The organism is Pseudomonas sp. VEM90, assembly GCF_054611535.1.
Genome location: NZ_JBTRAR010000029.1, coordinates 1 through 17,374, shown reverse-complemented (window position 1 = coordinate 17,374; position 17,374 = coordinate 1). Strand labels below are relative to the sequence as shown.

The window sequence follows — 17,374 nt, the reverse complement described above, 5'->3', positions numbered from 1 at the left end:
AACGTTGTTTTCTTCAGTGACCGTTGAGGAAAAGTGCATGTTGGTGGGTGCTCGTCTCGCCCTGGAGCAGCCCGGCTTCAGGCTTCCAGGGCGGTCTTCAACACCGCACTCAAATGCCGCCGCTGGCTTTTTTCATGCTCCAGCAACACCACCCGCCGGGTCAGCTGCGGCTCGCCAAACGGCAGGCAGGTGGCGGGTGGCAAGCGTTGCAGGTCGTCGTCCGCCATGGGGATGATCGCCACGCCCAGGCCCATCACCGCCATGCGCGCCAGGGCTTCCTGGCTGTCCAGCTCCATCAGTTCGCTCACCTGTACATGCTGGCGGCGTAGCTCCTGCTCGATCTGCCGGCCGGCCCAGGCACGCTTGTCGAAGCGCAGGAATGGCTGGCTGGCCAGCAACTGCGGCACGCTATACCCGGCCAGCTCAGGGCTGGCAATGGCCCAGAAACGGTCCTCGAACAGCGGTGTGAAGTCCAGGTTTTGCGGGTAAGGGCTGACCGGTTCGGTAGTGATTGCGGCATCGAGCTCACCGTCTTCCACGCGCCGCGCCAGCTCCGCCGACATGCCTGAGGCCACGCTGATGTGTAGCTGCGGGTGGTGGGCCTTGATCCACACCAGCGCTTTAGGCAAACGCCGCGCCAGCACCGTGTGGATCGCCCCCAGGCGCAAGCGGCCGCGCAGGCTTGGGCCGCTGGCCAGGGCATCGGCCAGTTCGTCATAGGCAGCCAGAAGGCTCTCGGCGCGGGCCACCGCCAACTGGCCGGCTTCGGTCAGCACCACCTGCCTGCGGCTACGGTCGAACAAGGCCACCTTCAGTTCGTCTTCGAGGGTTTTGATGTGCAGGCTGACCGCCGAGGGGGTGAGGCTTAGCAGGTCGGCAGCGCGGGCAAAGGTGCCGTGGCGGGCGATGGTCACCAAGGTGCGCAGGGCTTTCAGGGACATGCGGTTGAGGTCCGGTTCTCAGCTGACAGAGGCGTATTGTCAGGCCCGGCCCTCTCGCAGCACAAGGCTGCTCCCAGGCCTTGACCGCACGGCTCAGCGATTGCTACGCCCATAGGCCTGGCTGATCCGGTCGATCACCATCGCCAGGGCGACAATTGCCAGCCCGGCCTCCACCCCTTGGCCAACATTCAAGGTCTGGATCCCCGCCAGCACATCCTCGCCCAACCCACGGGCGCCGATCATCGACGCCACGACTACCATCGACAAGGCCATCATCACCGACTGGTTGAGCCCGGCCATGATACTTGGCAGCGCCAGGGGCAGGGCGATGCGCCGCAACCGCTGCCAACGGCTGGCGCCAAGGCCGTGTGCCGCCTGTAACAACGAGGGGTCGATCTGGCTCAAGCCCAGTTCGGTCAACCGCACCAGCGGCGGCAGGGCGTAGATCAGCGTGGCGAACACGGCAGGCACCTTGCCCAGGCCAAACAGCATCAGCACCGGGATCAGGTAAACGAACGCAGGTAGCGTCTGCATCACATCGAGTACTGGCAACAGGAGCCGCCTGGCCAGTGGCCGGGCGGCCAGCAGGATGCCCAGCGGTACCCCCACCAGTACGCACAGGCCGGTACTGACCAGCACCAGGGCCAGGGTCTGCAGCAGTTTGTCCCACAGCCCGAGCATACCGATCAGGGCCAGCAGCGCGACCAGCACGGCGCTGCGCAGCAGGCTGCGGCTGGCGTGCCAGGCCAGCAGCCCCACCAGCAGCAACAGCAGCCACCAAGGCAACAGACGCAGCAGGTTCTCCAGGCCGACCAGCAGTTGCAGCAACTGGTCAGAAAAACCGCGCAGGTGGTCGCCGTAGTTCAATACCAACCAGTCGACCAGGCGGTTGACGCTGTCGGCAAAGGAAAACTGCAGGGTTTGCGGGAAACCGCTGCTCACAGGCTGGCCTCGACCTTGGCGGCGATGTCCGCCGGCAGCCAGGCTTTCCACACCTCGCGGTTATCGCGCAGGAAGGTGAGGGCGGCTTTGCGCGGGGGCGTGCGTTTTTCGCTCATGACAGCCAGGGCCTTGTTCAGGCGATCGATGGGCAGGTTGACCTGTTCGAACACGCTGACCAGGTCTGGGTAGTTTTCGCGGAAGGCTTTGGACACGCCAATCGACAACTTTGCCGGCAGCGAGCGGCTGCCCTTCGGGTTGGGATTGGCGGGGTCGGTGAGGGTGGCCCAGGCCTGGGCATCGAACGGTGGCTCTTCCAGCCGGATGAGCTTGTAGCGCCCCATCAGCGGGGTCGGGTTCCAGTAGTAGAACAGCACGGGTTTGCCACGGCGGATTGCCGAACCGATCTCGGCGTCCATCGCGGCGCCGGAGCCACTGCGGAAGTTGCTGTAGAGGCCATCCAGGCCATAGGCCTTGAGCTTCTGGCTGTTGACGGTTTCAGACGTCCAGCCGCTCGGGCTGTTGAGAAAACGCCCTTTACCGGGTGATTCGGGGTCGGAAAATACCTGCGGGTAACGCTTGAGGTCCTCGACACTGTGCAGCTCAGGCGCCACGGGTTTCAGATTACGAGCGGCATCACCCTCGATCACATAGGCTGGTACCCACCAACCTTCCTCTGCATGCTTGACCGTATCGCCCAGTGCGAACACCTGGCCGGCCTGTTCGGCCTTGACCCAGGCAGGGCTGCGCCCGGCCCATTCCTCGGCGATCACTTGCAGGTCATTGCGCGCCAGGGCCACTTCCATGCTGACCGTGCTGCCAGGCAGGGTGTCGGTACGGTAGCCGTAGCCGCGCTCCACGATCAGCCGCAAGATCTCGGTAGTGAGGGCGCCGCTTTCCCAGCCGATGGCACCAAAATGGATAGGTGCAGGCTGTTCTGCCGATGCGGCGCTGTCCGTGCTGGCCAGGCCCACCGTCAACAGCAGCCCGGCCAGCAGCGCTGGAATTCGCTTCATGTAAACCTCGTCGTTCGCACCCCTTGGCGGTGGGGGCAAGTGTAGACGACGAGGTTTTGTCGGTTTCAGGGCCACTGGCGTGGCCCCGTTCGCTTCAGACGCGGAACTGGTCCATCAGCGCTTGCTGCTGGTTGGCCAGGCTGTTCAGCGACTGGCTGACCCGCGCCGACTCGTTGGCCTGGCCTGACAGGGATTCAGTGACGTCACGAATGGTCGCCACGTTGCTGTTGATTTCCTCGGCTACCGCGCTTTGCTCCTCGGCGGCAGAGGCAATCTGCAGGTTCATGTCGGTGATCACCGTCACTGCCTGGCCTATGCGCTGCAATGCCGTGACGGCTTGGCCGACCTGCTCCACGCCACCTTGGGCCTGGCGGTGGCTGTGGTCCATGGCGCCGACCACTTCGCGGGTGCCGTTCTGCAGTGCTTCGATGACCTGACGGGTTTCTTCCACCGACTCCTGAGTGCGCTGGGCCAGGTTGCGCACCTCATCGGCGACCACGGCAAAGCCACGGCCGGCCTCACCGGCGCGGGCAGCTTCGATGGCAGCGTTGAGTGCCAGCAGGTTGGTCTGCTCGGCGATCGAGCGGATCACTTCCAGTACCGAGCCGATCTTCTCGCTGTTCTGCGCCAGGCCTTCTATTTCGGCCATGGTGTCGCTCATGTTGGCGGCCAAGGCACCGATGCTGCTGGTGGTGCGGTCGATTACCGCCAAGCCCTCGCGGGTGGCCTGGTCGGCATCGCGTGCAGCCTGTGCAGCCTGGGCGGCGCTGCGGGCAACGTCCTGGGCGGTGGCGCTCATTTCATGCGAGGCGGTGGCCACCTGGTCGACCTGGCGGTACTGCTGTTCCATGCCGGCGCTGGTTTCAGTGGCAATCGCCGAGGATTGGTCGGCCGTGCCTCGGGCGGCCTGCACCGAGCTTTTGACCTCGGCGATGGTTGGCTGCAGCTTGTCGAGGAAGCGGTTGAACCAGCCGGCCAGTTCGCCCAGTTCGTCCTGCTTCTGGTAGGTCAGGCGACGGGTCAGGTCGCCTTCGCCGCTGGCAATGTCCTTGAGCATGGCGGCCACGCCAAGGATCGGCCGGGTAACGCCGCGAGCCATCAGCCAGACCAGCAGCAGGCCGGCAATGGCTGCCGCCAGGCCCAGGCTCAGTTCCAGCAGGGTGCCACTGGTGTTGAGGGCGTCAAGTTCCTGCTTCAGGGTTTCGGCCGGCCCGGTCAGGGCGTTTTCCGGCACATCCAGCAACACGCCCCAGGGCTGGGCGTCCGGGATTGGCCGGAATGCCGCCAGCACCTTCAAGCGCTGGCGGTCGTGGAGGATGCTCAGTTTGCCATCGGCCAGCTTGCGCACCAGCTCGGCGCCTTTGGCCGGGTCTACCTGGTCGAAGCGCTGGGCCAGCTTGCTGGCATCGGCGCTGTAGCCTGCCAGCAGGCCGACCGGGGTGAGAATGCCGACCGTGGTGCGGCCTTCGTAGAGGCTGCGGCTGGCCTCCTGGCTCAGCGCCTGCAGGCTGTTGAGGTTGATGTCGATGGACAGGGTGGCAATGATCTTGCCGTTGACCGTCAGCGGGAACACGATGCTGGTCATCAGTACCTGCTGGCCGTCGATGTCGTAGAAGTAGGGCTCCACCACACACACCTTGCCGGATGTGCGAGGGCACACCCACCAGGTGTTGGCCGGCTGGCCGCTGGGGCCGATCTCGGTGTTGGCCATGTCATGTTCGGGCAGGGCCATCGAGGTCAACTGGCCTGCGCGTGGCTGCGACCAGTACAGGGCAAAGCGCCCGGTTTCGTTGCTGCCCAGTTCTGCCTTGCCGGCAAACAGGCTGTCCTTGTCGTCCAGGGCATTGGGCTCGAACACCAGTGACAGGCCAAGCAGGTCGGGGTTGGCTTGCAGTGCGGCGCGCACCTGGCGGGTCATGTCCTCGCGCAGGTCGAAGGCATCGAGAAAGCGCTTTTCGGCCTGCTCGCGCAGGAACAGCACCTGGCGGGCGAAGCCGGCGCCGTACTGGTAGGCATCCATGAACTGGCGGCGGATGTTCAGTGCTTGCACTTCACCTTGTGACTCGATACGCGACTGCGCCGCCTCGGTCAGCATCTGCATGCTGCTGGCCTTGACCAGGTCCGAACTGTGATCCATGCGGTACAGCGACAGGCCGACGAGCAAGGTGACGATAGCGGCCAGACAGAGACCGGCGAGCAGGGTGATCTTCCACTGGATGGAGAGTTGGCGCAAAGGCATGGGGGCGGATCCCTTTTTTGGCAGTAAGGGTTATGGCTTCATCTGCGGTGGGGCCGGGAGGTGCCAAAGCGCTCCAGCCAGGCACCTCGCTGCCTCTCACGGTATCGGCTCAAGCCGTTTTTTCTTTATTCAAACATTCAATTTAAATTCGACCGTCAGTTAACGCGCCGTATCAAGGCGCTTTTGACATCTGCCGCCTACTGCTTCAGAGTTCGCGCTTTTTTCTGTCGTAATGAGGTAAGCCAACCATGAATGCAGTGATCGCCGCGGTCGGCATCATGCTGATACTCAGCCTGTCCCGCGTGCACGTGGTCATCGCCCTGATCATCGGCGCCCTGGTCGGTGGGCTGGTGGGCGGCCTGGGCATCGAAGGCACGCTCAAGGCCTTCAACGGTGGTCTCGGTGGTGGTGCCACGGTGGCTTTGTCCTATGCACTGCTGGGTGCCTTTGCCGTGGCGATTGCCAAGTCTGGCCTGGCCCATGCGCTGGCCGACCGCGCCCTGGCCATGATCGATCGGCGGGGCGACGCCAGTGGCGGCAAGCTCAAATGGCTGATGATCGGCCTGATGCTGGTGGTGGCCGTGTCGTCCCAGAACATCCTGCCCATCCACATTGCCTTCATCCCGCTGCTGGTGCCGCCTCTGTTGTACGTGCTCACGCGCCTGCGCATCGACCGCCGGCTGATCGCCTGTGTGATCACCTTTGGCCTGATCACCCCGTACATGTTCCTGCCGGCGGGCTTCGGCAATATCTTCCTCAACGAGATCCTGCTGGCCAACGTTGCCCGCGCTGGTGTCGATGTGAGCGGCGTCAACGTCACCCACGCCATGGCTATCCCGGCAGCCGGTATGCTCGTCGGCCTTCTGGTGGCCGTATTCATCAGCTATCGCAAGAAGCGTGAATACGACCTGGCGCGCATCCAGCAGGTGGAACAGGTGGGCGTGCAGTACAACCCGCTGACCTTGCTGGTGGCCGGGCTGGCGATCGCTTCAGCCTTCATCGTCCAGCTGTTGCTGGACTCGATGATCATCGGCGCCATGGTCGGTTTCCTGATCTTCTCGCTGTCGGGCATCGTCAAGTGGAAAGATACCGACGACCTGTTTACCGAAGGCATGAAGATGATGGCCATGATCGGCTTCATCATGATTACCGCGTCCGGCTTTGCCGAGGTCATGAAGGCCACCGGTGAGGTGATGGGCCTGGTGGAAACCTCGGCGCAGTGGATCAACCACAGCAAGGGCATCGGTGCCTTGCTGATGCTGCTGGTAGGTCTTCTGGTGACGATGGGGATCGGCTCGTCGTTCTCCACCGTGCCGATCCTGGCCGCGATCTTCGTGCCGCTGTGCGTGCAACTGGGCTTCGACCCGTTGGCCACGGTGTGCATCATCGGTACCGCCGGTGCGTTGGGCGATGCCGGGTCGCCGGCCTCTGACTCGACCCTGGGCCCGACCTCGGGCCTGAACGTGGATGGCCAGCATCACCACATCTGGGACACCGTGGTGCCGACCTTCATCCATTACAACTTGCCGTTGATGGCGTTCGGCTGGTTGGCAGCGATGACCTTGTAAGGCGGGGAGGGCGTCAGCCCTTGTCGGGCGGCGGCGAGATGCGATTGAGCACGGTGCTGCCGTCCTTGCTGCGGGTCAGGTAGACCGGTAGGACTTTGGGCAGGTTGTTGACCAGACGCCCCACTTCACGGGTGTTGTAGATGCCGCTGATGCGGATGCGGCCGGTGCTGGCATCGGCCAGTAGCAGCGGGGCGTCGAGGTAGCGGTTGATCACCGGCAGCGCCTGTTCCAGGCTCAGGTTGTCGAGCACCAGCTTGCCGCTGCGCCATGCCAGGCTGTTGCCATAGTCGTCGCTTTGCTCCAGCTGCGGCTCGAAGTCGCCCTTGTGGTAGCTGGCCTGCATGCCAGGGCCAAGGCGGTAGCCACCGGCACTGCCCTCACTGGACACCAGCACTGAACCTTCCACCAGGGTGACCTTCACCTGGTCTTGGTACTTCCACACGTTGAACTGGGTGCCGGTGACCCGGGTCTGGCCACTGCCGGCACGCACGATGAACGGGTGGCTGCTGTCGTGGCGCACCTTGAAGAACGCTTCGCCGCGCTTGAGTGTGACCCGGCGCTGGTCCTTGTAGTTGAGGAAGGTGAGCTCGGTGTGCAGGTTGAGCTGTACCGTGCTGCCGTCGCTGAGCTCCACGGTCTGCATGCCGTCACCGGTTTCAACGTGCTGGTAGTGGTTGGGCAACCAGCCCTGTTCCCACCCCATCCACCCGGCCAGCGGCAGCACTGCCAGGGCGATGGCCGCAGCAGATGCCAGCGGCCGCCAGTTGCGAGGGCGGGCGGCGTGTCTGGCGGGTGGGTTGAAGTCGATGACGGTGGCGCTGCGCGGCAGCAGGTCGGCGGTTTGCCAGATTTCCAGCATCGCCTGGTACTCTTCGGCATGCCGCGGGTCGGCCGCCAACCAGTCAGCGAATACGTCACGCTCGGCCTGCGTGCAATCTTCGGCGTGCAGGCGCATGCACCAATGCGCTGCGGCGTCGGTGATGGCATCGTCTGGGTTGGGATTGAGGCGGTCGTGGTTCATTGTGGCTCCGGGTTTTGCGCATTCTACCCTTGCGGGAGGGCTCCCGAGAACCAATGTAATGGCGAATGACTATCAGTTGTGCCGGTTTTTCGTCGGATTAGCCATGGTTTTTCAGCGTTTGAGAACCCTTCGCGGGCGCATGGCGTTGTCTGCAATCGTTTCTGCAGGGGTAGCCTGATGCTGCGAAGAGGCCCTTCGCAATCCTGTACCGGACTCTTCGCAGCACACGGCACCCCTTGCAACAAGCGCGTCAGCGACACACCGGTCAGAACTGTGCGGCCTCTAGTCCATAAAGGCTGCCACTGCCGGCCCGTATACTCGCCTCCAGCCCCAACCCCCGCGGCAAGACCCGCTGGAAGTAGAACGCCGCACACGCAAGCTTCGCGCCATGAAACGCATCATCCTCATCACGTTTGGCCAGCGCCACCGCCGCCATCCGCGCCCACATGTACGCATATGCGGTCAGCCCGAACAGCTGCAAGTACTCAACCGCCACCGCGCTGACCAGATTGGCATCCTCGCCAGCCTGCTCCCGCAGCCAGCTGCTGGTGGCCTCCAGCCGCGTCAGGCTCGCCTGCAGGGCCTCGCGGTGCAAGGGCGCATCCACACTGAAGGCTCGCACTTCGCGGGCAAAGCTGGCCAACGCCTGACCACCGTCGGCCAGCACCTTGCGCCCCAGCAGATCAAGGGCCTGGATGCCGTTGGTGCCTTCATAGATCTGCGCAATGCGCACGTCTCGCACGCGTTGTTCCTGGCCCCATTCGCGGATGTAGCCATGACCGCCATACACCTGCTGCCCAAGCACGCAGCTTTCCAGGCCGTTATCAGTGAAGAATGCCTTGGCCACCGGCGTCAGCAGTGCCACCAGGCGCTGGGCATGCTCGCGCTCGCCGGCGTCCTCGGCATAGCGTGCCACGTCCAGTTGCTGGCCAACGTAGACGGCGAACGCCCGACCCGCTTCGGTGAGGGTGCGCATGGTCAGCAGCATGCGCCGGACATCGCCATGGTGGATGATCGGGTCGGCCGCCTTGTCGTGTGCCCGCGGGCCAGTCGCTGCGCGGCTCTGCAGGCGCTCGTTGGCGTAGCGGGCGGCGCTCTGGTAGGAGGCGTCGGCACAACCGATGCCCTGTATGCCGATGGACAGGCGCTCGTAGTTCATCATGGTGAACATCGCTGCCAGGCCCTTGTTCGGCTCGCCCACCAGGTAACCGATGGCACCATCAAAGTTCATGACACAGGTCGCCGAGGCCTTGATGCCCATCTTGTGTTCGATCGAGCCACAATGGACAGCGTTGCGCGCGCCCAGACGGCCATCGGCCTCGACCAGGAATTTCGGTACCAGGTACAGCGATATACCTTTGGCACCGGCGGGCGCATCCGGCAGTTTGGCCAGCACCAGGTGGACGATGTTCTCGGTCAGGTCCTGTTCGCCGCCGGTAATGAAGATCTTGCTGCCACTGATGCGCACACTGCCATCGGCCTGAGGCTCGGCGCGGGTGCGGATCAGCCCCAGGTCAGTGCCGGCATGGGGTTCGGTCAGGCACATGGTACCGGCCCAGCGGCCTTCATACAGCGGTGGCAGGTAAGTGGCCTTGAGGGTTTCGCTGGCGTGGGCATCGATCGCCAGGCAACTGCCGGCGCTCAACGCCGAATACAGGCTGAAGCTGCAGTCAGCGGCGTAGAGCATCTCTTCGAACAGCACGCCGAGCATCTTTGGCATGCCCATGCCGCCGTGTTCCGGGTTGCCGCCCAAGCCGACCCAGCCACCTTCGCGGTAGGTGTTCCAGGCCTCGCGGAAGCCATCAGGGGTGGTGACCTGGCCTGCGTCGAAGCACACACCTTGCTCGTCACCGTTGCGGCTGAGCGGGGCAATCAGCTGGCCGGTGACTTTGGATGCTTCCTCGAGAATGGCGTCGGCAGTATCGGCATCGATAAGTTCGGCCAGGGCGGGCAGGCGGGCCCACAGGCTCGAAGCGTTGAACACGTCATGTAGGACAAAGCGCATGTCGCGCAGGGGGGCGGAATAGGTGGTCATCGGCAGCTCTTGCAATAGTGGGGGATGGTTGGGCGTGCGCTGAACCTTCAGGCGCAGCCTAGTGCTGCGCACCTGAAGGGGGAACGACTACGGCATCAGAGCGCCTTGGCCCGGTCGCGCAGCACGTATTTCTGGATCTTGCCGGTCGAGGTCTTGGGCAGCTCGCCGAACACCACGGTCTTCGGCACCTTGAACCCGGCCAGGTGTTCGCGGCACCAACTGGTGATGTCGGCTTCACGGGTGTCCTCCCGGCCCGGCTTCAGGGCGACGAAGGCGCACGGGGTTTCCCCCCATTTTTCATCCGGGCGTGCCACCACGGCGGCTTCCAGCACTGCCGGGTGCTTGTACAGGGCGTCCTCGACCTCGATGGTGGAGATGTTCTCGCCACCGGAAATGATGATGTCCTTGAGCCGGTCCTTGATCTCGATATAGCCGTCGGCATGCCACACGGCCAGGTCGCCGGTGTGGAACCAGCCGCCACGGAAGGCTTCGGCGGTGGCTTCAGGGTTTTTCAGGTAGCCCTTCATCACCGTGTTGCCGCGCATGAAGATCTCGCCCAGGGTATCGCCGTCGCGGGGCACCGGCTGAAGGGTTTGCGGGTCGGCCACCATCAGGCCGTCGAGGGTCGGGTAGCGCACGCCTTGGCGAGACTTGATCCGGGCACGCTCTTCCAGCGAAAGCGCATCCCATTCGTCATGCCAGGCACACACGGTCACCGGGCCGTAGACCTCGGTCAGGCCATAGGTGTGGGTGACCTTGATGCCCATTTGCTCCACGGCGCCGATGACCTTGGCCGGTGGTGCGGCGCCGGCGACCATGGCCTGCACCGGGTGCTCGATGGCTGCCTTGGCCGCCTCGGGCATGTTGACCAGCGCGTTGAGCACGATCGGTGCACCGCACAGGTGGCTGACTTTGTGCTCGCGGATCAGGGTCAGGATTTTCTGCGGGTCGACCCGGCGCAGGAACACATGGGTGCCGGCCAGGGCGGTGATGGTCCAGGGGTAGCACCAGCCGTTGCAGTGGAACATCGGCAACGTCCACAGGTACACCGGGCGGTGGCCCATGGCCCAGGTCATCTGATTGCCCAGTGCGTTCAGGTAGGCGCCACGGTGGTGGTAGACCACGCCCTTGGGGTTGCCGGTGGTGCCAGAGGTGTAGTTCAGCGAAATGGCCTGCCACTCGTCATCGGGCCATTCCCAGGCAAATTCCGGGTCGCCTTCGTTGAGCAGTGCCTCATAGTCCAGCTCGCTGACCGCGCGGCCTTCGCCGTACTCCGGGTCATCTACATCAACCACCAGCGGCGGGTGTTCAAGCAGTGCCAGAGCGCCTTCGATGACTGCATGGAACTCGCGGTCGGTGATCAGCACCTTGGCCTCGCCATGCTGCAGCATGAAGGCGATGGCCTCGGCATCCAGGCGCACGTTCAGGGTATTGAGCACGGCACCAGTCATGGGTACGCCGAAGTGCGCCTCGAGCATGGTCGGGGTGTTGGGCAGCATCACTGCCACGGTGTCGCCGCGGCCAATGCCACGGCCGGCCAGGGCGCTGGCCAGGCGCCGACAGCGTTGGTAGGTTTCTTGCCAGTTGCGGCGGATGGCGCCGTGGATGACGGCCGGGTAGTTGCCGTAAACGGCAGCGGTGCGTTCGATGAAGCTCAGCGGGGTGAGGGCGACATGGTTGACGGCAGCGGGCATCAGGCCCTGGGCATAGATCGACATGCGGTAATCCTGTAAGGGAGGCAGACGCAGCCTGTGCACCTGACCCCCGATGGCTGATTGTTAGCTCTGTTCAGGGTGCAGTGGGGGCGGACGGTGGGCCGCCCCCTCTGTCGCAGTTTTACGCGAGTCGCTATGGTATTAGGAATATCGACTATAGCAATATAGTAAAACTACTATAAAAAACAGGCCGCCTACTGTGGATGACACTGCTTACCCCTTGCTCACCAACGACCCACAACCCAGTCTGTTGCTGGCCAGTGATGCAAGCCCGCTGGCACTCAACCCGGCACTGCAGGCCTGGGTCGCCGAAGGGCCTGAGCTGGCTCGCTGGCTGCCGGCCAATTGCGCTGCACTGGTACGTGCCTGTTTGCGCCAGCATCGGGCGATCAGCGATGTCGAGGTGCAGGTCGGCGAACGCATCGTGTTGTGGACGTTCATGCCGGACAACCAGGGCCAGCAGGTGCTGGGCCGCTGCCGCGATGCCAGTGAAGAGCGCCATGGCGCACGCGAAGCCAGCCGTGCCCGGCGCCTGTATCGGCTGATCATCGAAAACACCACCGACCTGATTTCCCGGCACAGCCCCGATGGCCGCTTTCTCGATGCCTCACCGGCAGCCTACCGCCTGCTCGGCCTGTGGCCCGAGCAGCTGCGTGGCATGCCTGTACATACCCTGCTGCATCCGCGCGAGCGGCGTCAGGTGCTGCGCCAGGCCGCTGCCGCGCTGGACCAGGACGGCTACCACACGATGACTTGCCGGGTGCGCCAGGCGACAGGTGGCTACCGTTGGTTCGAAATCGCCAGCCGGGCGATCCGTGAGACTTACACCGGCGCGGTGGTGGAGGTGGTCAGCGTGTCCCGCGACATCACCTTGCGCATCGAAGCGCAGGAAAGCCTGGCGCACAGTGCCCGCCTCGCTACCCTGGGCGAGCTGGCCTCGGGTATCGCCCACGAGATCAACCAGCCACTGGCCGCCGTGGTCAACTATGCCAACGCCAGTCAGCGTTATCTGCAGGGCCTGGACCGTGACCCCCAGGCTCGCGAGCGAGTAGGCCAGGGTCTGCAGCGTATCAGCGAGCAGGCCACCCATGCCGCCGAAGTGATCCGCCGCCTGCGTGCCTTCCTGCGCAAGGGGCCGCGCCGCCTGGAGGCGCTGGATGTGGCCGAGCTGGCTGGCGAAGCCATGCGCCTGTGTGCCTGGGAAGCCGCGCGGGACCAGGTGCAGGTGGAACTTCGCATGAGCGCTCAACTGCCCTTGGTGTATGCCGACCGGGTGCTGCTGGAGCAGGTGCTGCTCAACCTGCTGCGCAATGCCATCGATGCCAATCGCGAGCAGCAGGGGGAGCGGCCGTCACGTATCCTGCTCTGCGCGGCGCGCGATGGCGATGGGGTACTGGTCGAGGTAGCCGACCAGGGCCCGGGCGTGGCGCCGGAGCGGCTGGATGAAATCTTTACGCCGTTTACCACCAGCAAGGCCGACGGCCTGGGCTTGGGCTTGAGCATGAGTCGCAGCCTGATCGAAGGCTTTGGTGGCAGCCTGTGGGCGCGGGCGGGTGACAACGGCGGTCTGGTACTGTGCTGCCGGCTGGCGGTCAGCAGGGAATAAGGGGAGGCGGTGTTGCAAGCAAAAGTGTATGTGGTCGATGACGACCAGGGGATGCGCGACTCTACGGTCTGGCTGCTGCAGTCGGTGGGCCTGCAAGCCTTGCCGTTCGCCAGCGGGCAGGCGTTTCTCGACGCCTGCATCGATGATGGGCCCGCTTGCGTCTTGCTGGATGTGCGCATGCCGGGTTTGGGCGGGTTGGCTGTGCAGCAGGCGATGCGTGAGCGTGGCCTGATGGTGCCGGTGATCTTCGTCAGCGGTCATGCCGATGTCCCGATCGTGGTGCGGGCGTTCAAGGCCGGCGCCTGCGACTTCATCGAAAAACCCTACAACGACCAGTTGCTGCTCGACAGCGTTCAGGCTGCGCTGGAGCACGCCGGGCTGGCGCGACAGGGCGATCAGGCGCTGGCCTTGGTGCAGGCGCGAATCGATGGCCTGACGCCGCGTGAGCGAGACGTCTTCGTACCCTTGGCCCAAGGGTTGAACAACCGCGAGATTGCCGAGCAGTTGGGCATCAGCGTCAAGACCGTGGACCTGTACCGAGGCCGGGTGATGAAGCGGTTGCAAGCGGGCAGCCTCGCAGAGCTGGTGGGAATGGCGATTGCTTGCGGGGCGGTGGAGGCGTTGGGCCTGCGAGCACGTTAACCGCCTTTACGCACACCCTTGCAGGCGCGGCCTTGTGTGTAGCAATGGGCCGCAATGCGCGCCTGCTGGGAGCGGTGAGACTGGCAGAAGACATGAAATATTTCATAGCTTGCTAATGAAGGCTTTGACATTCACTGCCTAGGCAGTAATATTTCTACATACTTAACTGAGCAGTCAAAGATGGCCCATTTCTCCCCCGAAAACTTCCAGACCTGCGCCATCGGCATGTTGCTTGGCCGCGCAGCGATCCTCAAAGACCGCATTCTTGACTGGCACCTGGAGTCAGAGGGCGTCACTGCCGCGCAGTTCAAAGTGCTGATCATCGTCACCCAGTACCAGGTGGATACCCCGGCCGAGCTGTGCCGGTACCTGGGCCTGGACAGCGGTTCGATGACTCGCATGCTCGACCGCCTCGAGCAGAAGGAGCTGATCGTGCGCAACCGCTGCGCCGACGACCGTCGCCAAGTGCGCCTGGCACTCACTGCCGACGGCCAGCGCCTGGCCAACCGCCTGCCGGAAATCGGCGCCGCCGCCATGAACGAGTTGTGCGGCGTGCTGGCACCAGAGGAGCTCAAGACCCTGGAAGGCCTGCTGGCCAAGGTGCTGCTCGGTGCTGGCGACCCTCTGACGATCCGCCGCTTCGGCGACCGTTGAACCCTGTAACGAATTATCCAAGGTATTGTCATGGCCACACCTACAGATACCCCGACTCCCTCCGTCGCGCCTGAGCCGTCACGCAAGCGCAAGGCCTGGCTGCTTGGCCTGCTGTTGCTGCTGATCCTTGCCGGGGCAGGCACCTGGGCCTGGTACAGCATTGTCGGGCGTTGGCACGAAAGCACCGACGATGCCTATGTCAACGGCAACGTGGTGGAGATCACCCCGCTAGTCGCTGGCACCGTTACCAGCATCGGGGCTGATGACGGCGACCTGGTCCACGCCGGCCAGGTATTGCTGCAATTCGACCCGGCCGACAGCGAAGTCGCCTTGCAGTCCGCCGAAGCCAAGCTGGCACGCACCGTGCGGCAGGTGCGCGGGCTGTACAGCAACGTCGACTCGCTAAAGGCTCAACTGGAAACGCGCCAGGCCGAACTGCGCAAGGCGCAGCAAGACTTCAACCGGCGCAAGGTGCTGGCTGACAGCGGTGCGATTGCCGCAGAAGAACTGTCCCATGCCCGCGACGACCTGACCGTTGCCCAGGCCGCCGTCAACAGCGCGCGCCAACAGCTCAGCACCAGCAGTGCGCTGGTCGACGACACCGTGGTGTCCTCGCACCCCGACGTCATGGCTGCTGCTGCCGACCTGCGCCAGGCCTACCTCGACCATGCCCGCACCACGTTGGTCGCGCCGGTCACCGGCTACGTCGCCAAGCGTACCGTCCAGTTGGGCCAGCGCCTGCAGCCGGGCACCGCGACCATGGCGGTCATCCCGCTGGATCAGGTGTGGATCGATGCCAACTTCAAGGAAACCCAGCTGCGTGAGATGCGCATCGGCCAGCCGGTGGAAATCACCGCTGATTTGTATGGCAGCGAGGTCAAGTACAGCGGCACGGTCGACAGCCTTGGCGCGGGCACCGGCAGCGCCTTTGCCTTGCTGCCGGCGCAGAACGCCACCGGTAACTGGATCAAGATTGTTCAGCGAGTACCCGTGCGCATCCACCTCAGCCCCGACCAGCTCAAGGACCACCCCCTCCGTATTGGCCTGTCCACCGTGGTCGAAGTCGACCTGCATGACCAGAGCGGCCCGGCCCTGGCCCAGCAGCCACCGCAGAAGGCCAGCTACACCACCCAGGTGTATGACCACCAGTTGGTCGAAGCCGATAACCTGATCGCCCGGCTGATTCACGAGAACAGTGCAACCGGCAAGACGGCGCAGCGATGAGCAACAACGCCGCTGCCCAGTTCACGCCGCCGAGTCTGCTGCTGACCACCATCGGTCTGTCGTTGGCGACGTTCATGCAGGTGCTGGACACCACCATCGCCAACGTGGCCCTGCCGACCATCTCCGGCAACCTGGGGGTAAGCTACGAGCAAGGCACCTGGGTCATCACCTCGTTCGCGGTGAGCAACGCTATCGCCTTGCCGCTGACCGGCTGGCTGAGCCGGCGCTTTGGTGAAGTGAAGCTGTTCATCTGGGCCACGCTGCTGTTCGTGCTGGCGTCGTTCCTGTGCGGTATTGCCCAGTCGATGCCCGAGCTGGTCGGGTTTCGCGTCTTGCAGGGCGTGGTCGCCGGGCCGCTTTATCCGATGACCCAGACCCTGCTGATTGCTGTCTATCCCCCTGCAAAACGGGGGATGGCACTGGCGCTGCTGGCGATGGTCACGGTGGTGGCGCCGATTGCCGGGCCGATTCTTGGGGGCTGGATCACCGATAGCTACAGCTGGCCGTGGATCTTCTTCATCAACGTGCCCATCGGCCTGTTCGCTGCTGCCGTGGTGCGCCAGCAGATGCGCACGCGCCCGGTGGTCACCAGCCGCCAACCGATGGATTACATTGGCCTGTTGACCCTTATTATCGGCGTCGGTGCCTTGCAGGTAGTGCTGGACAAGGGTAACGATCTGGACTGGTTCGAGTCGTCGTTCATCATTGTCGGCAGCCTGATTTCGGTGGTGTTTCTGGCGGTGTTCGTGATCTGGGAGCTGACCGACCGGCACCCGGTGGTCAACCTTCGGCTGTTCGTGCACCGCAACTTCCGCATTGGCACTATCGTGCTGGTTGGGGGGTATGCCGGGTTCTTCGGTATCAACCTGATCCTGCCGCAGTGGTTGCAGACGCAGATGGGCTATACCGCGACCTGGGCAGGCCTGGCGGTGGCGCCGATCGGCTTGCTGCCGGTGATCATGTCGCCGTTCGTGGGCAAATATGCGCACCGGTTCGACCTGCGGGTGCTGGCTGGGTTGGCGTTCCTGGCGATCGGCACCAGTTGCTACATGCGTGCCGGTTTCACCAGCGAGGTGGACTTCCAGCACGTGGCCTTGGTGCAGTTGTTCATGGGGATTGGCGTGGCGTTGTTCTTCATGCCGACCTTGAGCATCCTGCTGTCAGACCTGCCGCCGCACCAGATTGCCGACGGTTCGGGGCTGGCGACTTTCCTGCGGACCTTGGGCGGGAGTTTTGCGGCTTCGTTGACTACCTGGATCTGGATTCGTCGGGCGGACCAGCACCATGCCTACCTGAGCGAGCACATCAGCCAGTTCGATCCGGCGACGCGGCATACCCTTGAGCAGTTGGGCGGCGTCAGCCCGCAGAGTTATGCGCAGTTGGAGCAGATACTCAATGGGCAGGCTTACATGATGTCGACGGTGGATTACTTCACCTTGATGAGCTGGGTATTTGCCGGGTTGATTCTGCTGGTGTGGTTCGCCAAGCCGCCCTTTACCGCCAAGGCGGGGCCGGCATCGGCGGGGCATTGAGCTAAAGAAGGCAAGATCCCGATGCTCTCGCTCTCGCTCTCGCTCTCGCTCTCGCTCTCGCTCTCGCTTCGGCTTTTGATTTTGCTTCTAAGCGCGCGATAGCCCAGGCGCCGCGGATTGCGACTTCAGGAGGCCGAGCGCAGGGCTTGCGAAGGGAGGTGACGGGCATGGATGCCCGTCAAGCGCTGGGCCCCAGGATGGGGCCTTCGGCGCGGTCCTCCCGGGAGCAAGCCCGGAGCGAG

Annotated in this window: 13 protein-coding genes and 1 pseudogene; 6 read left to right on the top strand and 8 right to left on the bottom strand. The window is 64.0% G+C overall.

The features are described from left to right. Positions 1 to 77 precede the first annotated feature (77 nt). The 5 genes and pseudogenes from ACYCCG_RS22950 to ACYCCG_RS22930 form a co-directional block, all read right to left on the bottom strand. Positions 78 to 941 (bottom strand): LysR family transcriptional regulator, encoded by an 864-nt coding sequence (locus ACYCCG_RS22950; protein WP_209965443.1) that lies wholly within the window; start codon positions 939 to 941, stop codon positions 78 to 80. Positions 942 to 1,034: 93 nt separating this feature from the next. After that, positions 1,035 to 1,883, bottom strand: a complete 849-nt coding sequence (locus ACYCCG_RS22945) for an ABC transporter permease (RefSeq protein WP_252459177.1) — start codon at positions 1,881 to 1,883, stop codon at positions 1,035 to 1,037. Continuing rightward, positions 1,880 to 2,896: an ABC transporter substrate-binding protein gene (locus ACYCCG_RS22940; RefSeq protein WP_209965448.1), complete on the bottom strand. Its 1,017-nt coding sequence runs from the start codon at positions 2,894 to 2,896 to the stop codon at positions 1,880 to 1,882. Before ACYCCG_RS22940 ends, ACYCCG_RS22945 begins: the two co-directional genes overlap by 4 nt. Positions 2,897 to 2,990: 94 nt before the next feature. Further along, positions 2,991 to 3,746 (bottom strand): methyl-accepting chemotaxis protein, encoded by a 756-nt coding sequence (locus ACYCCG_RS22935; RefSeq protein ID WP_241792063.1) that lies wholly within the window; start codon positions 3,744 to 3,746, stop codon positions 2,991 to 2,993. A 102-nt stretch (positions 3,747 to 3,848) separates the two neighbouring features. Beyond that, positions 3,849 to 4,814 (bottom strand): annotated as a pseudogene (locus ACYCCG_RS22930) (methyl-accepting chemotaxis protein); the annotation flags it as partial. Between the two features lie 569 nt (positions 4,815 to 5,383). Here ACYCCG_RS22930 and ACYCCG_RS22925 point away from each other — a divergent pair. Next, on the top strand, positions 5,384 to 6,703 hold the full coding sequence (locus ACYCCG_RS22925) for a Na+/H+ antiporter family protein (RefSeq protein ID WP_459671866.1): 1,320 nt from the start codon (positions 5,384 to 5,386) through the stop codon (positions 6,701 to 6,703). Positions 6,704 to 6,716: 13 nt separating this feature from the next. Here ACYCCG_RS22925 and ACYCCG_RS22920 read toward each other — a convergent pair whose 3' ends face one another. From ACYCCG_RS22920 to ACYCCG_RS22910, 3 genes are all read right to left on the bottom strand, one after another. Then, on the bottom strand, positions 6,717 to 7,724 hold the full coding sequence (locus tag ACYCCG_RS22920; protein WP_209965455.1) for a FecR family protein: 1,008 nt from the start codon (positions 7,722 to 7,724) through the stop codon (positions 6,717 to 6,719). Positions 7,725 to 7,989: 265 nt separating this feature from the next. After that, entirely contained in the window at positions 7,990 to 9,759 is a 1,770-nt protein-coding gene (locus ACYCCG_RS22915; RefSeq protein WP_459671863.1) for an acyl-CoA dehydrogenase C-terminal domain-containing protein, read from the bottom strand. A 95-nt stretch (positions 9,760 to 9,854) separates the two neighbouring features. Further along, the gene (locus tag ACYCCG_RS22910; RefSeq protein ID WP_019437073.1) at positions 9,855 to 11,477 is read right to left on the bottom strand and encodes an acyl-CoA synthetase; all 1,623 of its coding nucleotides are present in this window, start codon (positions 11,475 to 11,477) and stop codon (positions 9,855 to 9,857) included. 196 nt (positions 11,478 to 11,673) lie between these two features. Here ACYCCG_RS22910 and ACYCCG_RS22905 point away from each other — a divergent pair, with 196 nt between their 5' ends. From ACYCCG_RS22905 to ACYCCG_RS22885, 5 genes are all read left to right on the top strand, one after another. Next, positions 11,674 to 13,080, top strand: coding sequence for a sensor histidine kinase (locus tag ACYCCG_RS22905; RefSeq protein WP_209965460.1), 1,407 nt, complete (start codon positions 11,674 to 11,676; stop codon positions 13,078 to 13,080). 9 nt (positions 13,081 to 13,089) lie between these two features. Beyond that, positions 13,090 to 13,722, top strand: a complete 633-nt coding sequence (locus ACYCCG_RS22900) for a response regulator (RefSeq protein ID WP_176683318.1) — start codon at positions 13,090 to 13,092, stop codon at positions 13,720 to 13,722. Positions 13,723 to 13,902: 180 nt separating this feature from the next. Then, positions 13,903 to 14,376: a MarR family winged helix-turn-helix transcriptional regulator gene (locus tag ACYCCG_RS22895; protein WP_003247811.1), complete on the top strand. Its 474-nt coding sequence runs from the start codon at positions 13,903 to 13,905 to the stop codon at positions 14,374 to 14,376. A 30-nt stretch (positions 14,377 to 14,406) separates the two neighbouring features. Further along, entirely contained in the window at positions 14,407 to 15,600 is a 1,194-nt protein-coding gene (locus tag ACYCCG_RS22890) for an HlyD family secretion protein (protein ID WP_176683319.1), read from the top strand. Then, positions 15,597 to 17,132 carry a DHA2 family efflux MFS transporter permease subunit gene (locus ACYCCG_RS22885; protein ID WP_209965464.1) on the top strand — a complete coding sequence of 512 codons (1,536 nt, stop codon included), beginning with the start codon at positions 15,597 to 15,599 and terminating at the stop codon, positions 17,130 to 17,132. The genes ACYCCG_RS22890 and ACYCCG_RS22885 overlap by 4 nt, the downstream gene beginning before the upstream one ends. Positions 17,133 to 17,374 lie beyond the last annotated feature (242 nt).